Consider the following 18593-nt stretch of genomic DNA (forward strand, 5'->3'; position numbering starts at 1 on the left):
GGCCACGGAAAGCCTGTGACCTGCCGTCCGTCCACCCGCGAGGCACGGCGCGCACGTGACGGCGCCCTCGACCACCGGGGGTGCCGTCACGTGAGCCCGCCGGGACGCCCGTCCGGCGAGCGCGCCCGCCGGTCGGTGACCAGCCGTCAGCCGCTCTTCCTGGAACGCGCCTTGAACGCCGCCTTCCGTGCTTCCTTCGCCGCCTTCTTGTCGCTGTGCAGCCGCCCCATCGCCTCAAGGACCTCGGCCGTGCCGGGATGGTCCACCCGCCACACCTCGTCGAAGAAGCCGCTGTGCTGTCCGGAAAGCCCCTCGACCAGACCCTGGAGCTCGTCCAGATCGCTGTCGGCGTCGAGCTGGGCGGCGATCGTGTCGACGGCCAGCCAGAAGATCATCGACTCCGGCGGCGCCGGTACGTCGGCCGCTCCCCGCTCCGCGAGCCAGACCCGCGCGAGGCCGCCCAGCTCGGGGTCGTCGAGCACCGCCCGCACGGCGGGCTCCGCCTCGGGACCCGCCAGGGCGAGGGCCTGCTGGCAATGGAGCCGGCGCAACGGCGCGCCCGCGTCGGAACCGCGCGAGGCACTCAGCAGCTCGCGGGCGGCCGTCACCGCGCCGGCGCTCCCGTGCCGGCCGAGCCACAGCTCGGTCTCGGCGCGGACGGCCGCCTCGGGGTAGTACGCGATGCCCGCGAGAAGCTCCTCGGCCCCCTTCTCCGCGAGGTCCCCGATTGCGGGGGCGTCCACGCCCGCCTCCAGCATCCTGGCCCGGATGCCGTACAGGCCGAGGGGAGTGAGCTTCACGAGACCGTAGCGGGTGACGTCCTCCTCGTCGGCCGGCGGTGCGCCGTCCCCGCCCTCCTCGGTCAGCAGCGTCTCGTCCAGCGGGCGGTACTCGACGATGCCGATGGGTTCGAGCACCCGGAACTGGTCGTCGAGGCGCATCATCGCCTCGGACACCTGTTCCAGCACGTCGTCGGTGGGCTCCCCCATGTCATCGGGCACGATCATCGAGGCGGCGAGCGCGGGCAGCGGAAGCGGGCCCTCGCCGGGACCGGCCTCCGAGACGGTGAGCAGATACAGGTTGCCGAGGACGCCGTCGAGGAACTCCGCCTCCGCCTCCGGGTCCCAGTCCAGGGCGTCGAAGTCGATCGTGCCGTCCTCGTTGACGAGGTCGGCGAAGTCGTCGAAGGCCGGGGCGGTGGCATCGGCGTACACGGCCTCCAGACCGTCGAGCCAGATCGCCAGCACGTCCTGCGGTGAGCCACCGGTCAGCAGGGCGAGGTTCTCGCCGACGGTGACGGTGCCCTCCGCCTCTCCGCCCCCGGGACCGCCGTCCTCGCCCGCTCCCCCGTCCTCGGAGTCCGCGGGGTCCTCCACGTCCAGGAGCCCGGTGTCGACCGCGAGGCGCCACGCCTCGCTGGCGTACGCGGCGCCGTCCTCGTCGTCGTCGAGGCCCAGGTGCGCGGCAGCCGCCGGCAGCTGCGCCTCGGCCAGTTCGCCGCCCGCGCCGACCCGTGTCCCGGGGCCGGCCCAGCGAGCGAGCCTGACGGCGCGGGCGAGCAGCGGAGCGGCGAGCGCGTCCCGTGCCAGTTCGGCCTCGGAGTGCAGCCGCACCGGCGGCAGGGAGGGGCGCTCTGCGGACATCAGGTGGTTCTCCTCGGGAGAGTGACTCGGGCGTACCTGAGGGGTACGGAGTTCAGGCCGCCCAGCCTAAGGGCTGTCCCGCGATCCCTGGCGGGCGCACGACGACAGCTGCGGCCCCTCGTCGCGTTGCCGGAACGCCCGGACACCTCCGGCAGGCGGACGTTCCTCCGCCTCGCGATCCGAGGCCTCCGGCGCCGCGCGCTGATCCACCGGGGACAACGGCACAGCCCTCAGCCGCACTTCACACCTCGCCGCCCGGGACCATGCTCAACGCGGGCGTGTAGCGGTTCACGCGGCCGCCGGTCACTCCGGGGAACGTCTGCACCTTCCGCCATTGCGGAGTGAGTGACCCGATCCCGTCCCCGGGCCCGGCGAGCGCGTCGATGTGCGCCTGCGCGCTTTCCCACTCCGCGTAGTTGAGCACGCGGGTCCCGTCCGTCCCCAGGTGGAAGTGGCCGGAGATTCCGCCGGGGGCGGGCGCCGGATCCGTGCCGAGCGCTTCGAACACCGCGTCCACCCACTGCCGTTGTCTGGCCGGGCCGGGTCCCTCGAACTCGACGTCGACGATGACGACGGCCCCCGGCTCGCGGACGTCACCCGCCGCGAGTGGCGTGGAGCGGTACAGCTCGAACGAGTGCGTGCCGAGCCGTTCGATGCCCGGTACGGCGGCGTCGACGGCCGCGTCGCGGTCGTCCCTGCCGTCGGCGACGAAGGCCAGGTAGCTCTCCTCGCCGGTCCACTGCGCGTAGGTCAGCAGCGTCCTGCCGTCCTCCCCGGTGTGGACGGTGTACGAGAGCAGCCCGGGGTGCGGCCACGCGCGGCCGGCCCATGCCGTGCGGATGGCGTCGACCGCCCGCCGCTGCCGCTCGGGGGTGTCTACGTCCCAGGTGCTCGCCTTGACGGTCCGGGCGTCCGGACGGGTGAGGTCGGGCCGGGAGATGAACTGCGCGGGCATGACGGTGATCCCTTCTCGGCCCGCCCTCGCGGCGTGCCTGCGTTCATCACCCTCGTGGCTCAAGCGCGCTTGAGGTCAAGGCAGGGGAAGCACCGGGGTCAGGGCTGGGCGCTTCGCCGTGCGGCCGTCACCGGAGGAGCGCCCCCTGATCCGGCGGACCGCCCACGGCCCCAGGAAGCTCGCGGCCCAGCCCGCCTCCACGGCCGCCCTGCGGACGAGGGAACGGGCGGGCGAAGGCGGCAGGGGCGCGGCCCAGTCGGCGTGCCCGGGCACGCCCAGTACGTGAGCCATGCCGGAGGCGATACGGGAGTGGCCCAGCGGCGCCGCGTGCAACCGGTCCTGGCTCCAGAGGCGGGGGTCCACCATGGCGGCCTGCGGGAACGTGTCGAGGACGAGGGCGCCGTGCCGGGCGGCGGCCTCCCTGATCCGGGCGTTGAGGTCGAGGACCCGGGGCACCGCCCGGCGGGCCATCGGTGAGATGCGGCCGATGTCGGGGAAGGTGACGGTGACCACCGTGGCGCCGGACGCGGTCAGCGCGGCGAACATCTCCTCCAGGTCCGCGGCGATCCGCGCGGCGTCGAAGCCGGGGCGCACGAGGTCGTTCATCCCCGCCATGACGGTGACGAGATCGGGCCGCAGCGCGAGGGCGGGTTCCATTTGCTCCGCCTTCACGCGGCCGGCGAGCCTGCCCCGTACCGCGAGGTTGGCGTAGAGCAGTTCCGGGGAGTCGGCTGCCAGGATCTCCGCGAGGCGGTCGGCGAAACCACGATGACCACGGACGTCGTCGCCGTCCCCCAGTCCTTCGGTCTGGCTGTCGCCGATGGCCACGTACCGGGTGAAGGTGCGTCGTGCCGTCATGCCCGGCTCTCCTCGGGTCAGTTGGGTTCCTGTACGTGCCAGGCGGTCATGTTCAGTTCGTCCATCAGCCGGATGTCGTGCCCCACCAGCGGGAAGACACGGGCTCCGGCGTCCGGGGCCGCGGCGATCTCCAGCGCGTCGCCCTCGATCAGGTCGCCGCCCTCCCGCGTCGGGACCCAGGCGAGGATCGAACGCAGGGCGCTGCCCGGCTTCAGCGTGACCGGCTCCGCGCCGGGGTCGGCGCCGAAGTACGAGCCGCCCGGGTTGACCTTCACCGCAAGCCGTTCACCGTCCTCGCCGAGGGCCTGGACCGACGGATAGCCGGCGACGGCGTACGGCTTCCCGCCGCAGTTGGTGAGGGTGAGGACGACGGCCCGGTGGAACATCGCCGTTTCGACCTGCCCCATGTCCACGCGCGCACCGGAGGCGGGACAGCCGCCCCTGGCGGAGGCGGGCGCGGAACCCCGCGCCGTGACGTCGGCCGTGGGCGGCGCGGGCGGAGGAGCGGTGGTGCGTGCCGGGCTCACCGTCGGCCCGGGTTCGCCCTCGCCCGCCGGGACGAGGAACCCGGCACAGCCCGAGAGGACCAGCGCGCCCGCCAGGACGAGGACCGCCGCAACCGGTCCGCGTACCCCGTCACCTGGCCGTGCTGCCATGCGTCCGCCCCGCTTCGGCCCGTCGTTCGTGCGTTCGATCATGCCAGACGCGGTGCCGCATTCGGGATACTGTTCAGCACATCTACGACATCACTCCAAGAAGAACTAAGTAGACCTTCACGATCCTACGGCCGAGACTGCGGGCATGACAGCCGACACCCGTACGCCGCCACCCTTCGGCCGCACCCTCTGCGCCATGATCACGCCCTTCACCGCCACCGGCGCCCTGGACCTGGACACCGCCCGGCAGCACGCCTCCCGACTGGTCGCCGAGGGATGCGACGGGCTCGTGCTCAGCGGCACGACGGGCGAGTCACCGACCACGACGGACGCCGAGAAGGCCGCACTGCTGCGGGCGGTACGGGAAGCGGTCGGCCCCGCGGTCCCGCTCGTCTCGGGAGTCGGCGGTCCGGACACCCGGCATACGCTGCGGCTGGCCCGGGAGGCCGAAGAGGCGGGCGCCGACGGCCTGTTGCTGGTCTCGCCGTACTACAGCAGGCCGCAGCAGTCCGCCGTGGAGACGTACTTCACCCGGGTCGCGGACGCCGCCGGCATCCCGTTGATGCTGTACGACATCCCGGGACGCACGGGCACCCGGATCGAACCGGACACCCTGCTGCGCCTCGCGGAACACCCCCGCATCGTGGCCGTCAAGGACTGCAGCTACGACCTTCTCGGCGCCACGAAGGTGATGTCGAGGACCTCGCTCGCCTACTACTCGGGGTGCGAGGAGCTGAACCTGGCGCTGTACGCACTGGGCGGAGCGGGCTATGTGAGCACGGTCGCCAACGTGGCGCCGCGCCAGATGCGGGCCGTACTGGACGCGTTCGACGCCGGGGACACCACCGGGGCGGCCCGCCTCAACGGACTCACCGTCGAGCTGGTCGAGTTGATGATGGCGTCCGGACTGCCCGGCACCGTCACGGCCAAGGCCCTGCTGCCCACGGGCCCGGTCCGCGAACCCTTGCAGCCTGCCGGGGAAGAGGCAGCCGACGCACTGCGGGAGGCGCGGAGGAGACTGGTCGCGACTACGCCACCCAAGAGCCCCTGAGGGAGAACGAAATGGAAAGTGCGGGCAGTGCGCCGGCGCTCCTGGTGTGGGGCGCACCCGTCGCATCCATGTTCCTGGTCGCTGCCGTCGCCGTCCTGGTGACCCGGTGGCGCAGGGCCGCGATCGCGGCCCTGCGCCAGGAGCAGGACGAGGTCGTCGTTCCGGACCCCTCCGGCGACCGATGACACGGCGGATACGGACCGGTTCCGCGTCCGCCCACCGCTCGTCGTCCTAGTTGTGGTGGTGCAGGATCTCGTTGAGGCCGCCCCACACCGCGTTGTTCGGGCGGGCCTCCACCGTGCCCGTGACCGAGTTGCGGCGGAAGAGGATGTTCGAGGCGCCGGAGAGCTCACGGGCCTTGACGATCTGTCCGTCGGGCATCGTGATCCGCGTACCCGCGGTGACGTACAGCCCGGCCTCGACGACGCACTCGTCACCCAGCGCGATCCCGACGCCTGCCTCCGCACCGACCAGGCAGCGCTCGCCGATCGTGATGCGGACGTTGCCGCCGCCGGAGAGCGTGCCCATCGTGGACGCGCCGCCACCGATGTCGGAGCCGTCGCCGACGACGACGCCCGCGGAGATGCGGCCCTCGACCATCGACGTACCGAGCGTGCCGGCGTTGAAGTTGACGAAGCCCTCGTGCATGACGGTCGTACCGGCCGCGAGGTGCGCACCGAGCCGGACACGGTCGGCGTCGGCGATCCGTACGCCCTTGGGCGCGACGTAGTCCGTCATCCGCGGGAACTTGTCCACCGAGGTCACCTGGAGGTGCAGACCGTCGGCGCGCGCGTTCAGCCGGACCTTCTCCAGGTCGTCGACGGCGACCGGACCGAGCGAGGTCCAGGCGACGTTGGCGAGGAGGCCGAAGACCCCGTCGAGGTTCTGCCCGTGCGGCTGGACGAACCGGTGCGAGAGCAGGTGCAGACGCAGGTACGCGTCGTGCGCGTCGAGCGGCTTGTCGTCCAGCGAGGAGATGACCGTGGCGACGGCCACGACCTCCACACCGCGGCGGGCGTCCACGCCGATGGCCCGGGCCGCGGCCTCGCCGAGCCGGTTCACGGCCTCGTCCGGCGTGAGGCGCTGCGTACCGGCCGGGCCGGGCTCGGCCGAGAGCTCGGGGGCGGGGTACCAGGTGTCGAGAACGGTGCCGTCACCGGCGATGGTGGCGAGGCCGGCGGCGACGGCGCCGGTGGTACGGGGGGAAGCCTGGGAAGTCGTGTCGGTCATGACCAAAACCTAACCGCCCGGGGCCCGAGCGGGCGAACCGGTCTCACACAGCCAACCCCGTCAACCGCCCGCGAGCACCGCGCGGACCGGCCGGAGCGGCGCGGGCGCGGTCGCGTACAGCACTCCTCCCAGCGCCGCGAGGCCCTGGCCGCTGAACGGGACAGCGACGTACCGCCCTGAGCGGCCCCGCGCGTGGGCGGGAGCCTGATCGGGGGCGTACGAAGCGGCGGTCGTCCCCGACACAGGATCGGTGGTCCGGAACAGCGCGAGCCGCTGAGCGGCGCCGGGGGACGCTACGGTGTCCCGACCGGTACATCGGACGACTGTACGAACAACAACATGACGGAGAAGCAGTGTCGCAGGACGCAGGGTGGGGCGGCGGCGCATACAGAGGCGCGCATCTCGGGGGATCGCCGTACGGCGAGGGTGTGTACGGCGGGCCGCCGGGATGGGGCGGCTGGACGCCGCCGCCCAAGCCCGGGGTCATACCCCTCGCACCGCTGAGACTCGGTGACCTGCTGGGCGGCGCCTTCGCCACGATGGGCCGGTACTGGAAGCCGCTCTTCGGCATGGGCCTCGCCCTGTGGGGCGGATCCGCGCTGGTGATGGTGGCGGCGCTGGTGATCGCCTACTCCGCCGTCTCCGACACCTTCGAGAAGGTCGTCGCACTCCCCCAGGGCATCGAGCCCGACTCCTCGGACGTCGTACCGCTGGTGACCGCCTTCGGCGTCGTCGCGCTGCTCGGCATCGTCCTCGTGGTGCTCGCGTCCGCCCTGATGTACGGGGCCGTGCCGGCGATCCTCCAGGACGCCGTGCTGGGCCGGCAGGTCGGCTTCGCCACGGTGTGGCGGCGGTCCCGTGAGCGCATGGCGTCCATGATCGGCACCGTGTTCCTCATGGGCCTGGTCGGAGCCGTCCCGGTGCTGCTCGCCATGGTGGCCTTCTTCGCCATGACGGTCGCCATCATCGCCCTGGACGGTGGCAACGGCGCCCTCACCATCATGTCGATCGGCGCACTGTGCGCCCTGCTCACGGCGCCGATCGCTGTCTGGCTCTGGGTGAGGTTCTCTCTGGCCCCCGCGGCCGTGGTCTTCGAGGGGCAGCGTCCCGTCGAGGCCCTGCGCCGCTCGTCGCAGCTGGTGCGCGGCGACTGGTGGCGGGTGCTCGGGATCACGTGGCTGTCCTCCGCCATCGCGGGCGTCGCCGCCTACCTCATCCAGATGCCGTTCTCGATCCTCGGCATGTTCCCGACCATCATCAGCAGCGCGAACCTGGACGCCGATCCGAGCCCCACCGCCGTGATCATCGCGATGAGCGGCTACGGGGTGGCGATCATGGTCGGACAGATGGTGGGCCAGGTCGTCTCGGGCCCCTTCCCGCTCCTGGTGAACGGCCTGCTGTACGTCGACCGCCGGATACGCACGGAGAACCTGGGCCCGGTGCTCGCCGAGGCGGCGGCCGTACCGCCGCAGGGTGGCGCTCCCCAGGACGCCGTCCCGCAGCACGGCGGATAACCCGGCATGGCGCGGTGCCGGACCGCTGCCCGGCACCGCGCACAGCACCGCGGGGCGCCTCTCCCCTCTACAAGGGAAGAGACGCCCCGCGGTGAACGTGTGTGCTGACCGGTCAGACGTTGAAGCCGAGCGCGCGAAGCTGCTCGCGGCCGTCGTCCGTGATCTTGTCCGGGCCCCACGGCGGCATCCAGACCCAGTTGATCCGCAACTCGCTGACGATGCCGTCGGTCGCGGACTTCGCCTGGTCCTCGATGACGTCGGTCAGCGGGCAGGCCGCGGACGTCAGCGTCATGTCGAGGGTGGCGATGTTGGCGTCATCGACGTGGATGCCGTAGATGAGGCCCAGGTTGACGACGTCGATGCCCAGCTCGGGGTCGACTACGTCGTACAGAGCCTCGCGGACCTCCTCCTCGGAGGCCGGCTTCAGTGCGACTGTCTCTTCACTCATGCGGTCTTCCCTTCGGACAGCGCCTGCGCCGTCGCGTCCTTCCACGCCATCCAGCTCAGCAGCGCGCACTTGACCCGGGCCGGGTACTTGGAGACACCGGCGAACGCGACCGCGTCCTCCAGCACCTCCTCCATCGCGTCGTCCGGCTCCAGCTGGCCCTTCGACTGCATCAGCTCCAGGAACGCGCCCTGGATCTTCTGCGCCTCGCCGAGCTGCTTGCCCACGAGGAGCTCGTTCAGCACGGACGCACTGGCCTGGCTGATGGAGCAGCCCTGACCGTCGTAACTGATGTCGGCGATCTTCTCGCCGTCGTACTTCACCCGGAGTGTGATCTCGTCGCCACACGTCGGGTTGACGTGATGCACCTCGGCGTCGCCGTCCCGCAGGCCGCGCCCGTGGGGGTGCTTGTAGTGGTCCAGGATCACGTCCTGGTACATGGAATCAAGCTTCACCAGTCAACCCTCAGCAGCTGTGGCATTTAACCGAAAAAGTTCCGGACGTGTTCGAGACCGTCCACCAGGGCGTCGACCTCGGCGGGCGTGGAGTACAGATAGAACGACGCTCGCGTCGTCGCAGGAATTCCGTACCGCAGGCACACCGGCCGGGCGCAGTGGTGACCGACCCGGACGGCGATGCCCTGCTCGTCCAGGACCTGGCCCACGTCGTGCGGGTGGATGTCACCCAGTGTGAAGGAGATCGTCGCACCACGGTCCACGGCCGTCGACGGACCGATGATCCTGAGGTCCGGGACCTCCAGGAGCCGCTTCACCGCGTACTCGGTGATCGCCTGCTCGTGACGGTGGATGTTCTCCATGCCGACCGCCGTGAGGTAGTCCACGGCCGCACCGAGGCCGACGGCCTGGGCGATCGGGGGCGTACCCGCCTCGAACTTGTACGGCGCGGGAGCGTACGTCGACGAGTGCATCGACACGGTCTCGATCATCTCGCCGCCGCCGAGGAACGGGGGCAGGTCCTCCAGGAGTTCCTGCCGTCCCCACAGCACGCCGATACCGGTCGGACCGACCATCTTGTGACCGGTGAAGGCCACGAAGTCCGCCTGCAGCGCCTGCACGTCGAGCACCATGTGCGGTGCCGCCTGCGAGGCGTCGATGCAGACCAGGGCTCCGACCTGCTGGGCACGGCGGATGATCTTCTCGACCGGGTTGATCGTGCCCATGATGTTCGAGACCAGGGTGAAGGAGACGATCTTCGTCTTCTCCGTGATGATCTCGTCGATGTTGGACAGGTCGAGACGGCCGTCGTCGGTGATGCCGAACCACTTCAGCTTCGCGCCGGTGCGCTGCGAGAGCAGCTGCCAGGGCACGATGTTGGAGTGGTGCTCCATCTCCGTGGTGACGATCTCGGTGTCACGGTCCACCCGATAGGGCTCGTCGGCCCAGCCGAGCATGTTCGCGACGAGGTTGAGCGACTCGGAGGCGTTCTTCGTGAAGATCACCTCGTTGCGGCTCGGCGCGTTGATGAAGGCCGCGACCTTGTCACGGGCACCCTCGTACAGCGCGGTGGCCTCCTCCGCGATGGTGTACACACCGCGGTGGACGTTGGCGTTGTGCCGCTCGTAGTACTCGTTGAGCGCATCGAGGACCTGGCGCGGCTTCTGCGACGTCGCAGCGCTGTCCAGGTAAACGATCTTCTTTCCGTCGTGGACCGTGCGGTCCAGGATCGGGAAGTCCTTACGGATCGCCTCGGTGTCGAGGAGGCCGGTGAGCCCCTGTCGGGCGTCAGTCACGCGGAAGCGCCACCCTTCGTGTAGGCCTCGTAGCCCTCGTTCTCCAGCTTGTCGGCGAGCTCGGCTCCGCCGGACTCGGCGATGCGGCCGTTCGCGAAGACGTGAACGAAGTCGGGCTTGATGTAACGCAGGATCCGCGTGTAGTGCGTGATCAGCAGCGTGCCGACCTCGCCGGTCTCGCGGACGCGGTTGACGCCCTCGGAGACGACGCGCAGGGCGTCGACGTCGAGGCCGGAGTCGGTCTCGTCGAGGATGGCGATCTTCGGCTTGAGGAGCTCCAGCTGAAGGATCTCGTGGCGCTTCTTCTCACCGCCGGAGAAGCCCTCGTTGACGTTGCGCTCGGCGAAGGCCGGGTCCATCTGGAGTTCCGCCATCGTCTCGCGGACCTCCTTCACCCACGTACGCAGCTTGGGCGCCTCGCCGCGGACGGCGGTGGCGGAGGTGCGCAGGAAGTTGGAGACCGAGACGCCGGGGATCTCGACCGGGTACTGCATGGCGAGGAAGAGACCGGCGCGGGCGCGCTCGTCGACGGTCATGTCCAGGACGTTCTCGCCGTCCAGGGTCACCGTGCCGTTGGTGATCGTGTACTTGGGGTGACCGGCGAGCGAGTACGCGAGGGTGGACTTGCCGGACCCGTTGGGGCCCATGATGGCGTGGGTCTCGCCCTGCTTCACGGTCAGGTCGACGCCCTTGAGGATCGCCTTCGTGGTGTTGTCGGCCTCGACGGTGACGTGCAGGTCGCGGATTTCAAGCGTTGCCATGGGTGACTCAGGTCTCCTGGGTGACGGAGACGAGCACATCGTCCCCTTCGATCTTTACGGGGTAAACGGGAACGGGGCGCGTCGCGGGAAGGCCGGAGGGCTTGCCGGTACGCAGATCGAAACTCGATCCGTGCAGCCAACACTCGATCATGCAGTCCTCGACCTCGCCCTCCGACAGCGAGACGTTCGCGTGCGAGCAGATGTCGTTGATCGCGAACACCTCGCCCTCGGTGCGCACCACGGACACCGGCGTGCCTTCGAGCTCCACCCTCTTGGGGGTGTCGTCCTCCAGCTCGCTCAGCGCACAGGCTTTGACGAAGGCCATCAGACGGAGGCCTTCAGCTCGGTCTCGATCTTGTCGAGGAGACGGGCTTCGACGTCCGGCAGGCCGATCTGCTGGACGAGCTCGGCGAAGAAGCCGCGCACGACGAGACGGCGGGCCTCCTCGGCGGGGATTCCCCGCGACTGGAGGTAGAACAGCTGCTCGTCGTCGAAGCGGCCGGTCGCGGATGCGTGACCGGCGCCGACGATCTCGCCGGTCTCGATCTCCAGGTTCGGCACGGAGTCGACCCGGGCGCCGTCCGTGAGGACGAGGTTGCGGTTCATCTCGTACGTGTCGGTGCCCTCGGCCTTGGCCTGGATGAGGACGTCACCGATCCACACGGCGTGCGCACCCTCGCCCTGCAGCGCGCCCTTGTAGGCCACGTTGGACTTGCAGTGCGGGGTGTTGTGGTCGACGAGGAGGCGGTGCTCCTGGTGCTGGCCCTTGTCGGTGAAGTACAGACCGAAGAGCTCGGCCTCGCCGCCGGGGGCCGCGTAGCTGATCCGCGGGTGGATCCGGACGAGGTCGCCGCCGAAGGTGACGACGATCGACTTGAACGAGGCGTCCCGGCCGATCAGCGCGTTGTGCTGGCCGACGTGCACCGCCTTCTCGTCCCAGTCCTGGACCGAGACGACGGTGAGCTTGGCACCGTCTCCCAGGACGTAGTCGACGTTGGCGGCGAGCACCGCGTCACCGGTGTGGTCGATGACGACGACGGCCTCGGCGAAGGCTCCCAGCTCGATGAGCTGGTGACCGTACGCGACGCCGCCCTCGCCGTGCACGGCGATCCGGATCGGCTCGGTGAGCACGGCCTCCTTGGCGACCGTGACGACCGAGGCCTGAGCGAAGGACGAGTACGCCTGGGCGGCGACGCGGTCCACCGGGGTGCCGGCCTTGCCGAGCCGCGAGTCCTCGCGGCCGACGGTCTCGACGGTGACCCCTTCCGGGGCCTCGATCGCGACCTTCACGGCGTCGCCGGTGACGACGGCGGTGCCGTCGTGCAGCCCACGAAGGCGCTCCAGCGGCGTGAACCGCCACTCCTCCTCACGGCCGTGCGGGACGGGGAAGTCCGCGACGTCGAAGGACGGGGGCGCGCTCATGCGCGTGGCGACGGTCGACTCGGCGGCCACCGCGATGGAACCGGCGGTCGTCGAACCGGCCGGGATGTTCTGAGCCTCAGCCATGGCTGTCGTAGTGCTCGCTTTCTCAGTCAAGAAGTAGGGGGACGCGGTCGGCGGGCGTACTAGCCGACCGAACCCTCCATCTGCAGCTCGATCAGCCGGTTGAGCTCAAGTGCGTACTCCATGGGCAGCTCCTTGGCGATCGGCTCGACGAAGCCGCGCACGATCATCGCCATGGCCTCGAACTCGGTGAGTCCGCGGCTCATGAGGTAGAAGAGCTGGTCCTCGGAGACCTTGGAGACGGTCGCCTCGTGACCCATGGACACGTCGTCCTCACGGACGTCGACGTACGGGTAGGTGTCGGAGCGCGAGATCGTGTCGACCAGCAGCGCGTCACAGAGCACGTTGGACTTCGCGCCCGGCGCGCCCTCGCCAATCTCGATGAGGCCGCGGTAGGAGGTGCGGCCGCCCCCTCGTGCCACCGACTTGGAGACGATGTTGGACGAGGTGTTCGGGGCCATGTGGACCATCTTGGCGCCGGCGTCCTGGTGCTGGCCCTCGCCCGCGAAGGCGATGGACAGGGTCTCGCCCTTGGCGTGCTCGCCCATCAGGTAGATGGCCGGGTACTTCATGGTGACCTTGGAGCCGATGTTGCCGTCGACCCACTCCATGGTCGCGCCCTCGTACGCCACGGCGCGCTTGGTGACGAGGTTGTAGACGTTGTTCGACCAGTTCTGGATGGTCGTGTAGCGGCAGCGGCCGCCCTTCTTCACGATGATCTCGACGACCGCGGAGTGCAGCGAGTCCGAGGAGTAGATCGGCGCGGTGCAGCCCTCGACGTAGTGGACGTAGGCGTCCTCATCGACGATGATCAGCGTCCGCTCGAACTGGCCCATGTTCTCCGTGTTGATACGGAAGTAGGCCTGGAGCGGGATCTCCACGTGCACGCCCTTCGGCACGTAGATGAACGAGCCGCCGGACCACACGGCCGAGTTCAGCGAGGCGAACTTGTTGTCACCGACGGGGATGACGGTGCCGAAGTACTCCTGGAAGAGCTCGGGGTGCTCCTTCAGCGCGGTGTCGGTGTCCATGAAGATGACACCCTGCGCCTCCAGCTCCTCGTTGATCTGGTGGTAGACGACCTCGGACTCGTACTGCGCGGCGACACCGGCGACGAGGCGCTGCTTCTCCGCCTCGGGGATGCCGAGCTTGTCGTACGTGTTCTTGATGTCCTCGGGCAGGTCCTCCCAGGACTCCGCCTGCTTCTCCGTCGACCGCACGAAGTACTTGATGTTGTCGAAGTCGATGCCCGAGAGGTCGGAGCCCCAGTTCGGCATCGGCTTCTTGCCGAAGAGCTTCAGGCCCTTGAGCCGCAGCTTCAGCATCCAGTCCGGCTCGTTCTTCTTCTCCGAGATGTCGCGCACGACAGCCTCGGAGAGGCCGCGCTTGGCCGCAGCGCCTGCCGCGTCGGAGTCGGCCCAACCGAATTCGTACGTGCCCAGACCCTCGAGCTCAGGGTGGGCAGTCTCCGTGGGGAGCGTCATGCGGGGTTCCTCCCGGCAGTGCTTGCAGATACTGAGGTGGTCTCTGGTGTTGCGTGGCCGCGGCGCGGCACGTACGTCGTGCACACGCCGTCGCCGTGGGCGAGGGTGGCCAGACGCTGCACATGGGTCCCGAGCAGGCTGGAGAAGATTTCCGTCTCCGCCTCGCACAGCTGCGGGAACTGCTCGGCGACATGTGCGACCGGGCAGTGGTGCTGGCACAGCTGCTCACCCTGCTGAGGGCCGGGCGCGCTTCGCGCCGTAGCAGCGTACCCGTCGGCCGACAAGGCCTTGGCCAACGCCTCGGTACGGTCTTCGGGGTCGGCCGCCTCGACCGCGGCGCGGTACATCTCGGCCTGTGCCGCCATACGGGCGCGGGCGAACGCGATGACCGCCTCGTCGCCCGCGGTCTCGGCGATCCAGCGCAGTGCGTCCGCGGCGAGCTTGTCGTACGACTGGTCGAAGGCGTCACGGCCGCAGTCCGTCAGGGCGAACACCTTGGCGGGCCGCCCCCGGGTCCGCGCCCCGTACACCCGCTGTTCGCGGGCTTCGACGACTCCGTCGGAGACGAGGGCGTCGAGGTGACGGCGGACGGCGGCCTGGGTGAGACGCACGCGCTTCGCGAGATCGGCGGCGGTGGACGGGCCGTGGTCCAGGATGGAGCGCGCGACCCGGTTGCGCGTGGAGCGCTCGCCGGTCGCGAGATCCTCCTGCGGAGCCTCGCCAACGTATTTCACAACGCCATTGTTGCGTAATTCACCGGAGCCTGACAACCCGGCCCCCGATCATGACCCGATGGGCTTCGTCACTTAGGCATACCTAAGTTGACCTGCGGAAATGATCAGCCCGCCCTCCCGCGCCACCTGCTCCACCCGTGCCACGGCCCGCCCGGCGGGGCCGGGCGGGCGTGGACGCCGCTGTGTCAGATACCGCTGGTCAGCCGGTCAGGTCCGGCCGCTGGGAGACCCGGATCGAGTTCACCAGGGACTTGCCGTGGATGGCCGACAGCCGGACGTTCAGCTGGCCGTCGGTGACCTCCACGGTGAGGGTCCTGTCCAGGGCCACGTACACGCCCTTCTCCAGCGCGATGTCGAGGTTGGGGACGAACTCCCTGCCCTCGGCGAGGACGTCGAAGACGCGCGCGCCGGGCTTGGTGCCGCTCACCTCGGCGAAGCCGAGCTCGACCCGGTAGACGCCGTCGGGGACGTTGTCGAAGCGGTACTCCAGCGCGCCGCTCCGTGCGGTCCGGTACAGCGCCTGCTCGTCCGTGCCGGAGATCGTCTTCGTCGTCGCGACCTTGCTCGTCGTGCCGATGTGGCCGTACGACCCGGCGGCGTACGCCCGGTCAGGACCCCAGGTGTCGCCCAGCAGGTCCGTCACCGAACCGGCTGCGCCGGTGTCGAGCGCCGTCTGATAGGCAGGGACGACGACCTTCAGCGGGATCTCGACGACCGGTCGACGGCCGCTGTCCGACGAGACGAGCAGCGTGCCGGTCAGGACCGAGCCCGGGGTGACGCCCGAGGTGTCGAACGTCAGCTCCACCTTCTGCTCGGCGCCCTTCGCCAGCTCGCCGGACGCGGGCGTGGCCGTGACCCAGGCGGCGTCGCCCCGCTCCCTCACCGTGTACGGCGTGGCGGTGCCCGCGTTGCCCACGGTCAGGGTGCGGGTGCGGTCCCGGTCCGCCGGGACCACCAGGGTGTAGTCCGCCGCGGAGGCCGTGACCAGCCCCGTTGCCAGGACGGCGTCGGCCACGGCGACGCCCTTGGCCTTCAGCGCGCGCTCCGCGGTGACGCCGGCGTAGTGATCGGCCCCGACCGTGATGCCGTAGCCGGCCTCGGTGGCCTCGGCCGGGACCTGGACGAGGTAGGCGCCGTCGGCGCCGGTGGTGCCGGTGGCGAGGGCGGTCCCGCCCCGGCCGACCTTCACCGTGGCGCCGGCCACCGGTTCCCCGTCGTTGGCGTCGGTGACCGTGCCGGTGACCACCGCGCTCCTGCTGGTGCTGAAGGAGAGAGACATGCCGTCGGCGACGGTCGCCTGGTTGTACGAGTACAGGAGGGCGTCCGTGCCGGTGTCGCTCTCGATCCCGACGGTGGCGCTCGACCCGTTCTCGTACGTGCCCGGTCCGATGTCCTTGTAGTGGTAGGAGACGCTCCCGTCCTCACCGATGACCGCGGCGAAGCTGATCCGCTGGGTGGTCGAGGCGGTGATCTGCACGTCCCGCCACTCGACGACCACGGAGCGGTGCGGCGCGGTGCCGCGGGCCGCCCAGTAGACGCCGGACTCGCTGGAGGCGCTGTCGATCTGGAGGTTGTCCCAGAAAGGGTAGAGCGCCCCGTTGGGCCCGCCCGTCGTCGGCAGGCTCGCGTTGACCGAGGAGGAGCTGACGGTGCCGAAGGCGAGGACACCCTCGGTGGTGGCACTGGCCGCCCGGTAGGTCCTGCCGTAGAGCCCGACGGGGAACGGCAGGTCGAAGCGGCCCGTGCCCGCGGTCTGGCTGCTCATGGCCAGCTTCGTGTCACCGGCCGGGAAGGCGCCGGCGCCCAGCCGGCAGGTCGTGCCGAAGGTGTCGGACCGGCCGGCCAGTTCGATGTTCCGGGTGAGTGGAGCGGTCAGCTCCACGCTCACGCTCGTGCCGGTGGCGCAGCGGCTGACGGGGGTCACGGCGATGTCGTACGTGCCGACCGGCAGGGTCAGGGTGTACGAGCCGTCGGCGGCCGAGACCGTCTTGACCGGGGTGCCCCGGACGGTGACGCCCGCGCCCGCCTCGGCGCCCGCCTCGGTGGTCACGACGCCGCTGAGGGTGGCGCTGGGAGCCTGCACGAGGGCGAAGTCCTTGGTCGCCGTCTCGTTCTCGACGACGGTGACGGTGGCCTCGGCCGCGTGGAAGCCGAACTTGGACGCGTTGACCCTGTAGTCGCCTGCCATCACCTTGGGCAGGGCGTAGGAGCCGTCGGCGCCGGTGGTGACGGTCGCCTTCATCGGCCCGTCCAGCGTGATCGTGGCGTCGGCGACGGCCGTGTCACCGAAGCCGACCCGGCCGCCGAGTGCGCCGAGCGGACCGCGCGGGGTGGCGCCGACCGCGGCGTACGCGTCCAGGCGCCCTTCGCCCCAGACGTTGTTCCTGGCCGCGGTGCCGCCGCAGGCCGTGTTGTCGGTGTCGATCGCCGTTTCGTCGAGGAGCTTCTCGGTCGCGGCCACGTCGCCGCGGATCGCGGGCGAGGCGGACCACATCAGCGCCACGGTGGCGGCGGTGTGCGGGGAGGCCATCGACGTACCGGAGATGGTGTTGTAGCCGCCGCCCATCCAGGAGGAGCGGACATTGACGCCGGGCGCGGAGAGGTTGGGCTTGACGGTGCCGGCCTCGCCCGTGCCGCGCGAGGAGAAGCTCGCGATGGCGTTGTCGACGTCGAAGGCGCCCGATGAGTAGCTGTTCGCGTAGGCGCCGGGCGAACCCGCGGTGTTGCAGCCGGAGCCGTTGTTCCCGTTGGAGAAGGCCGGGAAGATACCGGCGTCACGCCACGACTGCACGGTGGCCTTGTACCAGGTGTCGATGACGTTGGAGCCCCACGAGTTGTTCACCACGTCCGGGGCGAGGTCCGGGCGCGGGTTGGCGCCCGAGGCGTCCGTGGGCGCGACGATCCACTGACCGGCGGCGAGCAGCGTCGCCTGGGCGCAGGAACTCGTGCCGCAGCCCTTGGCGGCGATCCAGCGGGCGCCGGGAGCGACGCCGACCTGGTTGCCCGCGCCGTCGTCACCGACCATCGTGCCCATGGTGTGGGTGCCGTGACCGTTGTTGTCGCAGGGCGCGGTGCCGGTGCACACCCCGGTGGGGTCGAACCAGTTGTACGCGTGGTCGTACGTGCCGTCGGACTTCAGCCCCCGGTACCTGGCCGCGACCGCGGGGTGGTCGAACTGGACGCCGCTGTCGATGTTGGCCACGACGATGCCGTCACCCCGGACGCCCAGGTCGTTCCAGACCTTGGGCGCGTTGATCCGGTCGAGGTTCCACTCGACGGCGTCGACCTCGGGCTCCGTCGTTCCGGGCAGCGGGTCGGGGATCGTCACGGGGTCGTCGGCCTCGATGGCCGCCACGTCCGCACGGGCCGCGATCTTCTCGGCGAGCGCCTTGTCACCGGTGATCTGCACGGTGTTGGCGATCCAGAACGAGGTGTACGTCGCTCCGGCCTTCCTGGCCAGCTCGATGACTCCGGCCTGGGACTTCCTGGCGAACGCGCTCTTCGTTTCGAGAACTGCGCGGGCCTTGGCCGCCTTGCCCTTCGCCCTGTGGGCGGACGAGACGTCGGCCTCCGCCTTCAGGGCGACCCAGAAGGTCACCTCGTCCCGCGTGGCGAGTTGCCGGAGGAGTCCGCTCTCGGTCTTGTCCCGGTACGCGGACCGCGCCGCCGGCTCGGTCTCTGCGGCCTGGGCCGGCGCTGCGCCGATCAAAAGGGGTAACGCGGTCGCTGCCGCGGTGAGGAGTGCGGCGGCTGACCGCCGTCTGAGACGCGTGGAACGTCGGATCACGAGCTCTCCTTCAGGGAGCGGCGGGGGTCGCCCGCCGTAGGGGGGATGAAGGAACAGGCGCGGGTGCCACTCACAACCGCCGCTGCCCGTGAGCGTGTGGGGGGCACAGCAACCGCATGAGCTCAGGGAGGAGCATGGGGGACGTGACGCAGGACACGGAAGTGGGCGCCGGGGAGCCCGGGGCGGCATTGGCCGAACTTTGAGGTGTGCCGAGGTTTGGCC

Annotated in this window: 18 protein-coding genes; 3 read left to right on the plus strand and 15 right to left on the minus strand. The window is 70.3% G+C overall.

Translation table 11 applies throughout. The features are described from left to right. Positions 1-146: 146 nt before the first annotated feature. The 4 genes from AB0C82_RS17725 to AB0C82_RS17740 form a co-directional block, all read right to left on the minus strand. On the minus strand, positions 147-1643 hold the full coding sequence (locus AB0C82_RS17725) for a hypothetical protein (protein ID WP_362842385.1): 1497 nt from the start codon (positions 1641-1643) through the stop codon (positions 147-149). A 241-nt stretch (positions 1644-1884) separates the two neighbouring features. Then, positions 1885-2598, minus strand: a complete 714-nt coding sequence (locus AB0C82_RS17730; RefSeq protein ID WP_362842388.1) for an antibiotic biosynthesis monooxygenase — start codon at positions 2596-2598, stop codon at positions 1885-1887. 75 nt (positions 2599-2673) lie between these two features. Further along, positions 2674-3456: an SGNH/GDSL hydrolase family protein gene (locus tag AB0C82_RS17735; RefSeq protein WP_362842391.1), complete on the minus strand. Its 783-nt coding sequence runs from the start codon at positions 3454-3456 to the stop codon at positions 2674-2676. Between the two features lie 17 nt (positions 3457-3473). Further along, positions 3474-4154, minus strand: a complete 681-nt coding sequence (locus AB0C82_RS17740; RefSeq protein WP_362842394.1) for a DUF4232 domain-containing protein — start codon at positions 4152-4154, stop codon at positions 3474-3476. Positions 4155-4257: 103 nt separating this feature from the next. Here AB0C82_RS17740 and dapA point away from each other — a divergent pair, with 103 nt between their 5' ends. Together dapA and AB0C82_RS17750 are read left to right on the plus strand one after the other, a co-directional pair. Then, positions 4258-5163, plus strand: a complete 906-nt coding sequence (gene dapA / locus AB0C82_RS17745; protein ID WP_362842397.1) for a 4-hydroxy-tetrahydrodipicolinate synthase — start codon at positions 4258-4260, stop codon at positions 5161-5163. An 11-nt stretch (positions 5164-5174) separates the two neighbouring features. Continuing rightward, positions 5175-5348: a hypothetical protein gene (locus tag AB0C82_RS17750; protein WP_362842399.1), complete on the plus strand. Its 174-nt coding sequence runs from the start codon at positions 5175-5177 to the stop codon at positions 5346-5348. Between the two features lie 46 nt (positions 5349-5394). Here the strand turns inward: AB0C82_RS17750 and dapD are convergent, their stop codons facing one another. Beyond that, positions 5395-6393, minus strand: a complete 999-nt coding sequence (gene dapD / locus AB0C82_RS17755; protein ID WP_362842401.1) for a 2,3,4,5-tetrahydropyridine-2,6-dicarboxylate N-succinyltransferase — start codon at positions 6391-6393, stop codon at positions 5395-5397. A gap of 60 nt (positions 6394-6453) precedes the next feature. After that, positions 6454-6636 (minus strand): hypothetical protein, encoded by a 183-nt coding sequence (locus AB0C82_RS17760; RefSeq protein WP_362842404.1) that lies wholly within the window; start codon positions 6634-6636, stop codon positions 6454-6456. Positions 6637-6746: 110 nt separating this feature from the next. On the opposite strand from AB0C82_RS17760, the gene AB0C82_RS17765 reads away from it, so the two are divergent. Beyond that, positions 6747-7907 (plus strand): hypothetical protein, encoded by a 1161-nt coding sequence (locus AB0C82_RS17765; protein WP_362842407.1) that lies wholly within the window; start codon positions 6747-6749, stop codon positions 7905-7907. A gap of 112 nt (positions 7908-8019) precedes the next feature. Here the strand turns inward: AB0C82_RS17765 and AB0C82_RS17770 are convergent, their stop codons facing one another. The 9 genes from AB0C82_RS17770 to AB0C82_RS17810 all read right to left on the minus strand — a co-directional run bounded on the left by AB0C82_RS17770 (position 8020) and on the right by AB0C82_RS17810 (position 18371). Further along, positions 8020-8355: a metal-sulfur cluster assembly factor gene (locus tag AB0C82_RS17770; protein ID WP_173312305.1), complete on the minus strand. Its 336-nt coding sequence runs from the start codon at positions 8353-8355 to the stop codon at positions 8020-8022. Further along, positions 8352-8807 carry a Fe-S cluster assembly sulfur transfer protein SufU gene (gene sufU / locus AB0C82_RS17775; RefSeq protein ID WP_362842409.1) on the minus strand — a complete coding sequence of 152 codons (456 nt, stop codon included), beginning with the start codon at positions 8805-8807 and terminating at the stop codon, positions 8352-8354. Before sufU ends, AB0C82_RS17770 begins: the two co-directional genes overlap by 4 nt. A gap of 26 nt (positions 8808-8833) precedes the next feature. Further along, complete coding sequence (locus tag AB0C82_RS17780; RefSeq protein ID WP_362842412.1) at positions 8834-10102, minus strand: cysteine desulfurase; 1269 nt, start codon at positions 10100-10102, stop codon at positions 8834-8836. Beyond that, positions 10099-10863 (minus strand): Fe-S cluster assembly ATPase SufC, encoded by a 765-nt coding sequence (gene sufC, locus AB0C82_RS17785; protein WP_362842415.1) that lies wholly within the window; start codon positions 10861-10863, stop codon positions 10099-10101. Before sufC ends, AB0C82_RS17780 begins: the two co-directional genes overlap by 4 nt. Before the next feature lie 7 nt (positions 10864-10870). Beyond that, complete coding sequence (locus tag AB0C82_RS17790; protein WP_362842417.1) at positions 10871-11188, minus strand: bifunctional 3-phenylpropionate/cinnamic acid dioxygenase ferredoxin subunit; 318 nt, start codon at positions 11186-11188, stop codon at positions 10871-10873. Next, positions 11188-12369: a Fe-S cluster assembly protein SufD gene (gene sufD / locus AB0C82_RS17795; RefSeq protein ID WP_362842420.1), complete on the minus strand. Its 1182-nt coding sequence runs from the start codon at positions 12367-12369 to the stop codon at positions 11188-11190. The genes AB0C82_RS17790 and sufD overlap by 1 nt, the downstream gene beginning before the upstream one ends. 59 nt (positions 12370-12428) lie before the next feature. Continuing rightward, on the minus strand, positions 12429-13850 hold the full coding sequence (sufB, locus tag AB0C82_RS17800; protein WP_362842422.1) for a Fe-S cluster assembly protein SufB: 1422 nt from the start codon (positions 13848-13850) through the stop codon (positions 12429-12431). Further along, positions 13847-14584, minus strand: a complete 738-nt coding sequence (locus AB0C82_RS17805) for a metalloregulator ArsR/SmtB family transcription factor (protein WP_362842424.1) — start codon at positions 14582-14584, stop codon at positions 13847-13849. The genes sufB and AB0C82_RS17805 overlap by 4 nt, the downstream gene beginning before the upstream one ends. Before the next feature lie 199 nt (positions 14585-14783). Next, the gene (locus tag AB0C82_RS17810) at positions 14784-18371 is read right to left on the minus strand and encodes a S8 family serine peptidase (protein WP_362842427.1); all 3588 of its coding nucleotides are present in this window, start codon (positions 18369-18371) and stop codon (positions 14784-14786) included. Between the last annotated feature and the right edge of the window lie 222 nt (positions 18372-18593).

This window comes from Streptomyces sp. NPDC048560 (genome assembly GCF_040650955.1).
Taxonomy (GTDB): Bacteria; Actinomycetota; Actinomycetes; order Streptomycetales; family Streptomycetaceae; genus Streptomyces.

Coding starts and splice junctions, on each gene's coding strand:
- AB0C82_RS17730 (WP_362842388.1), bottom strand. CDS start 2,598: ATGCCCGCGCAGTTCATCTCCCGGCCCGACCTCACCCGTCCGGACGCC.
- sufB (WP_362842422.1), bottom strand. CDS start 13,850: ATGACGCTCCCCACGGAGACTGCCCACCCTGAGCTCGAGGGTCTGGGC.
- dapD (WP_362842401.1), bottom strand. CDS start 6,393: ATGACCGACACGACTTCCCAGGCTTCCCCCCGTACCACCGGCGCCGTC.
- sufD (WP_362842420.1), bottom strand. CDS start 12,369: ATGGCTGAGGCTCAGAACATCCCGGCCGGTTCGACGACCGCCGGTTCC.
- sufC (WP_362842415.1), bottom strand. CDS start 10,863: ATGGCAACGCTTGAAATCCGCGACCTGCACGTCACCGTCGAGGCCGAC.
- AB0C82_RS17750 (WP_362842399.1), top strand. CDS start 5,175: ATGGAAAGTGCGGGCAGTGCGCCGGCGCTCCTGGTGTGGGGCGCACCC.
- AB0C82_RS17740 (WP_362842394.1), bottom strand. CDS start 4,154: ATGATCGAACGCACGAACGACGGGCCGAAGCGGGGCGGACGCATGGCA.
- AB0C82_RS17725 (WP_362842385.1), bottom strand. CDS start 1,643: ATGTCCGCAGAGCGCCCCTCCCTGCCGCCGGTGCGGCTGCACTCCGAG.
- dapA (WP_362842397.1), top strand. CDS start 4,258: ATGACAGCCGACACCCGTACGCCGCCACCCTTCGGCCGCACCCTCTGC.
- AB0C82_RS17735 (WP_362842391.1), bottom strand. CDS start 3,456: ATGACGGCACGACGCACCTTCACCCGGTACGTGGCCATCGGCGACAGC.
- AB0C82_RS17770 (WP_173312305.1), bottom strand. CDS start 8,355: ATGAGTGAAGAGACAGTCGCACTGAAGCCGGCCTCCGAGGAGGAGGTC.
- AB0C82_RS17790 (WP_362842417.1), bottom strand. CDS start 11,188: ATGGCCTTCGTCAAAGCCTGTGCGCTGAGCGAGCTGGAGGACGACACC.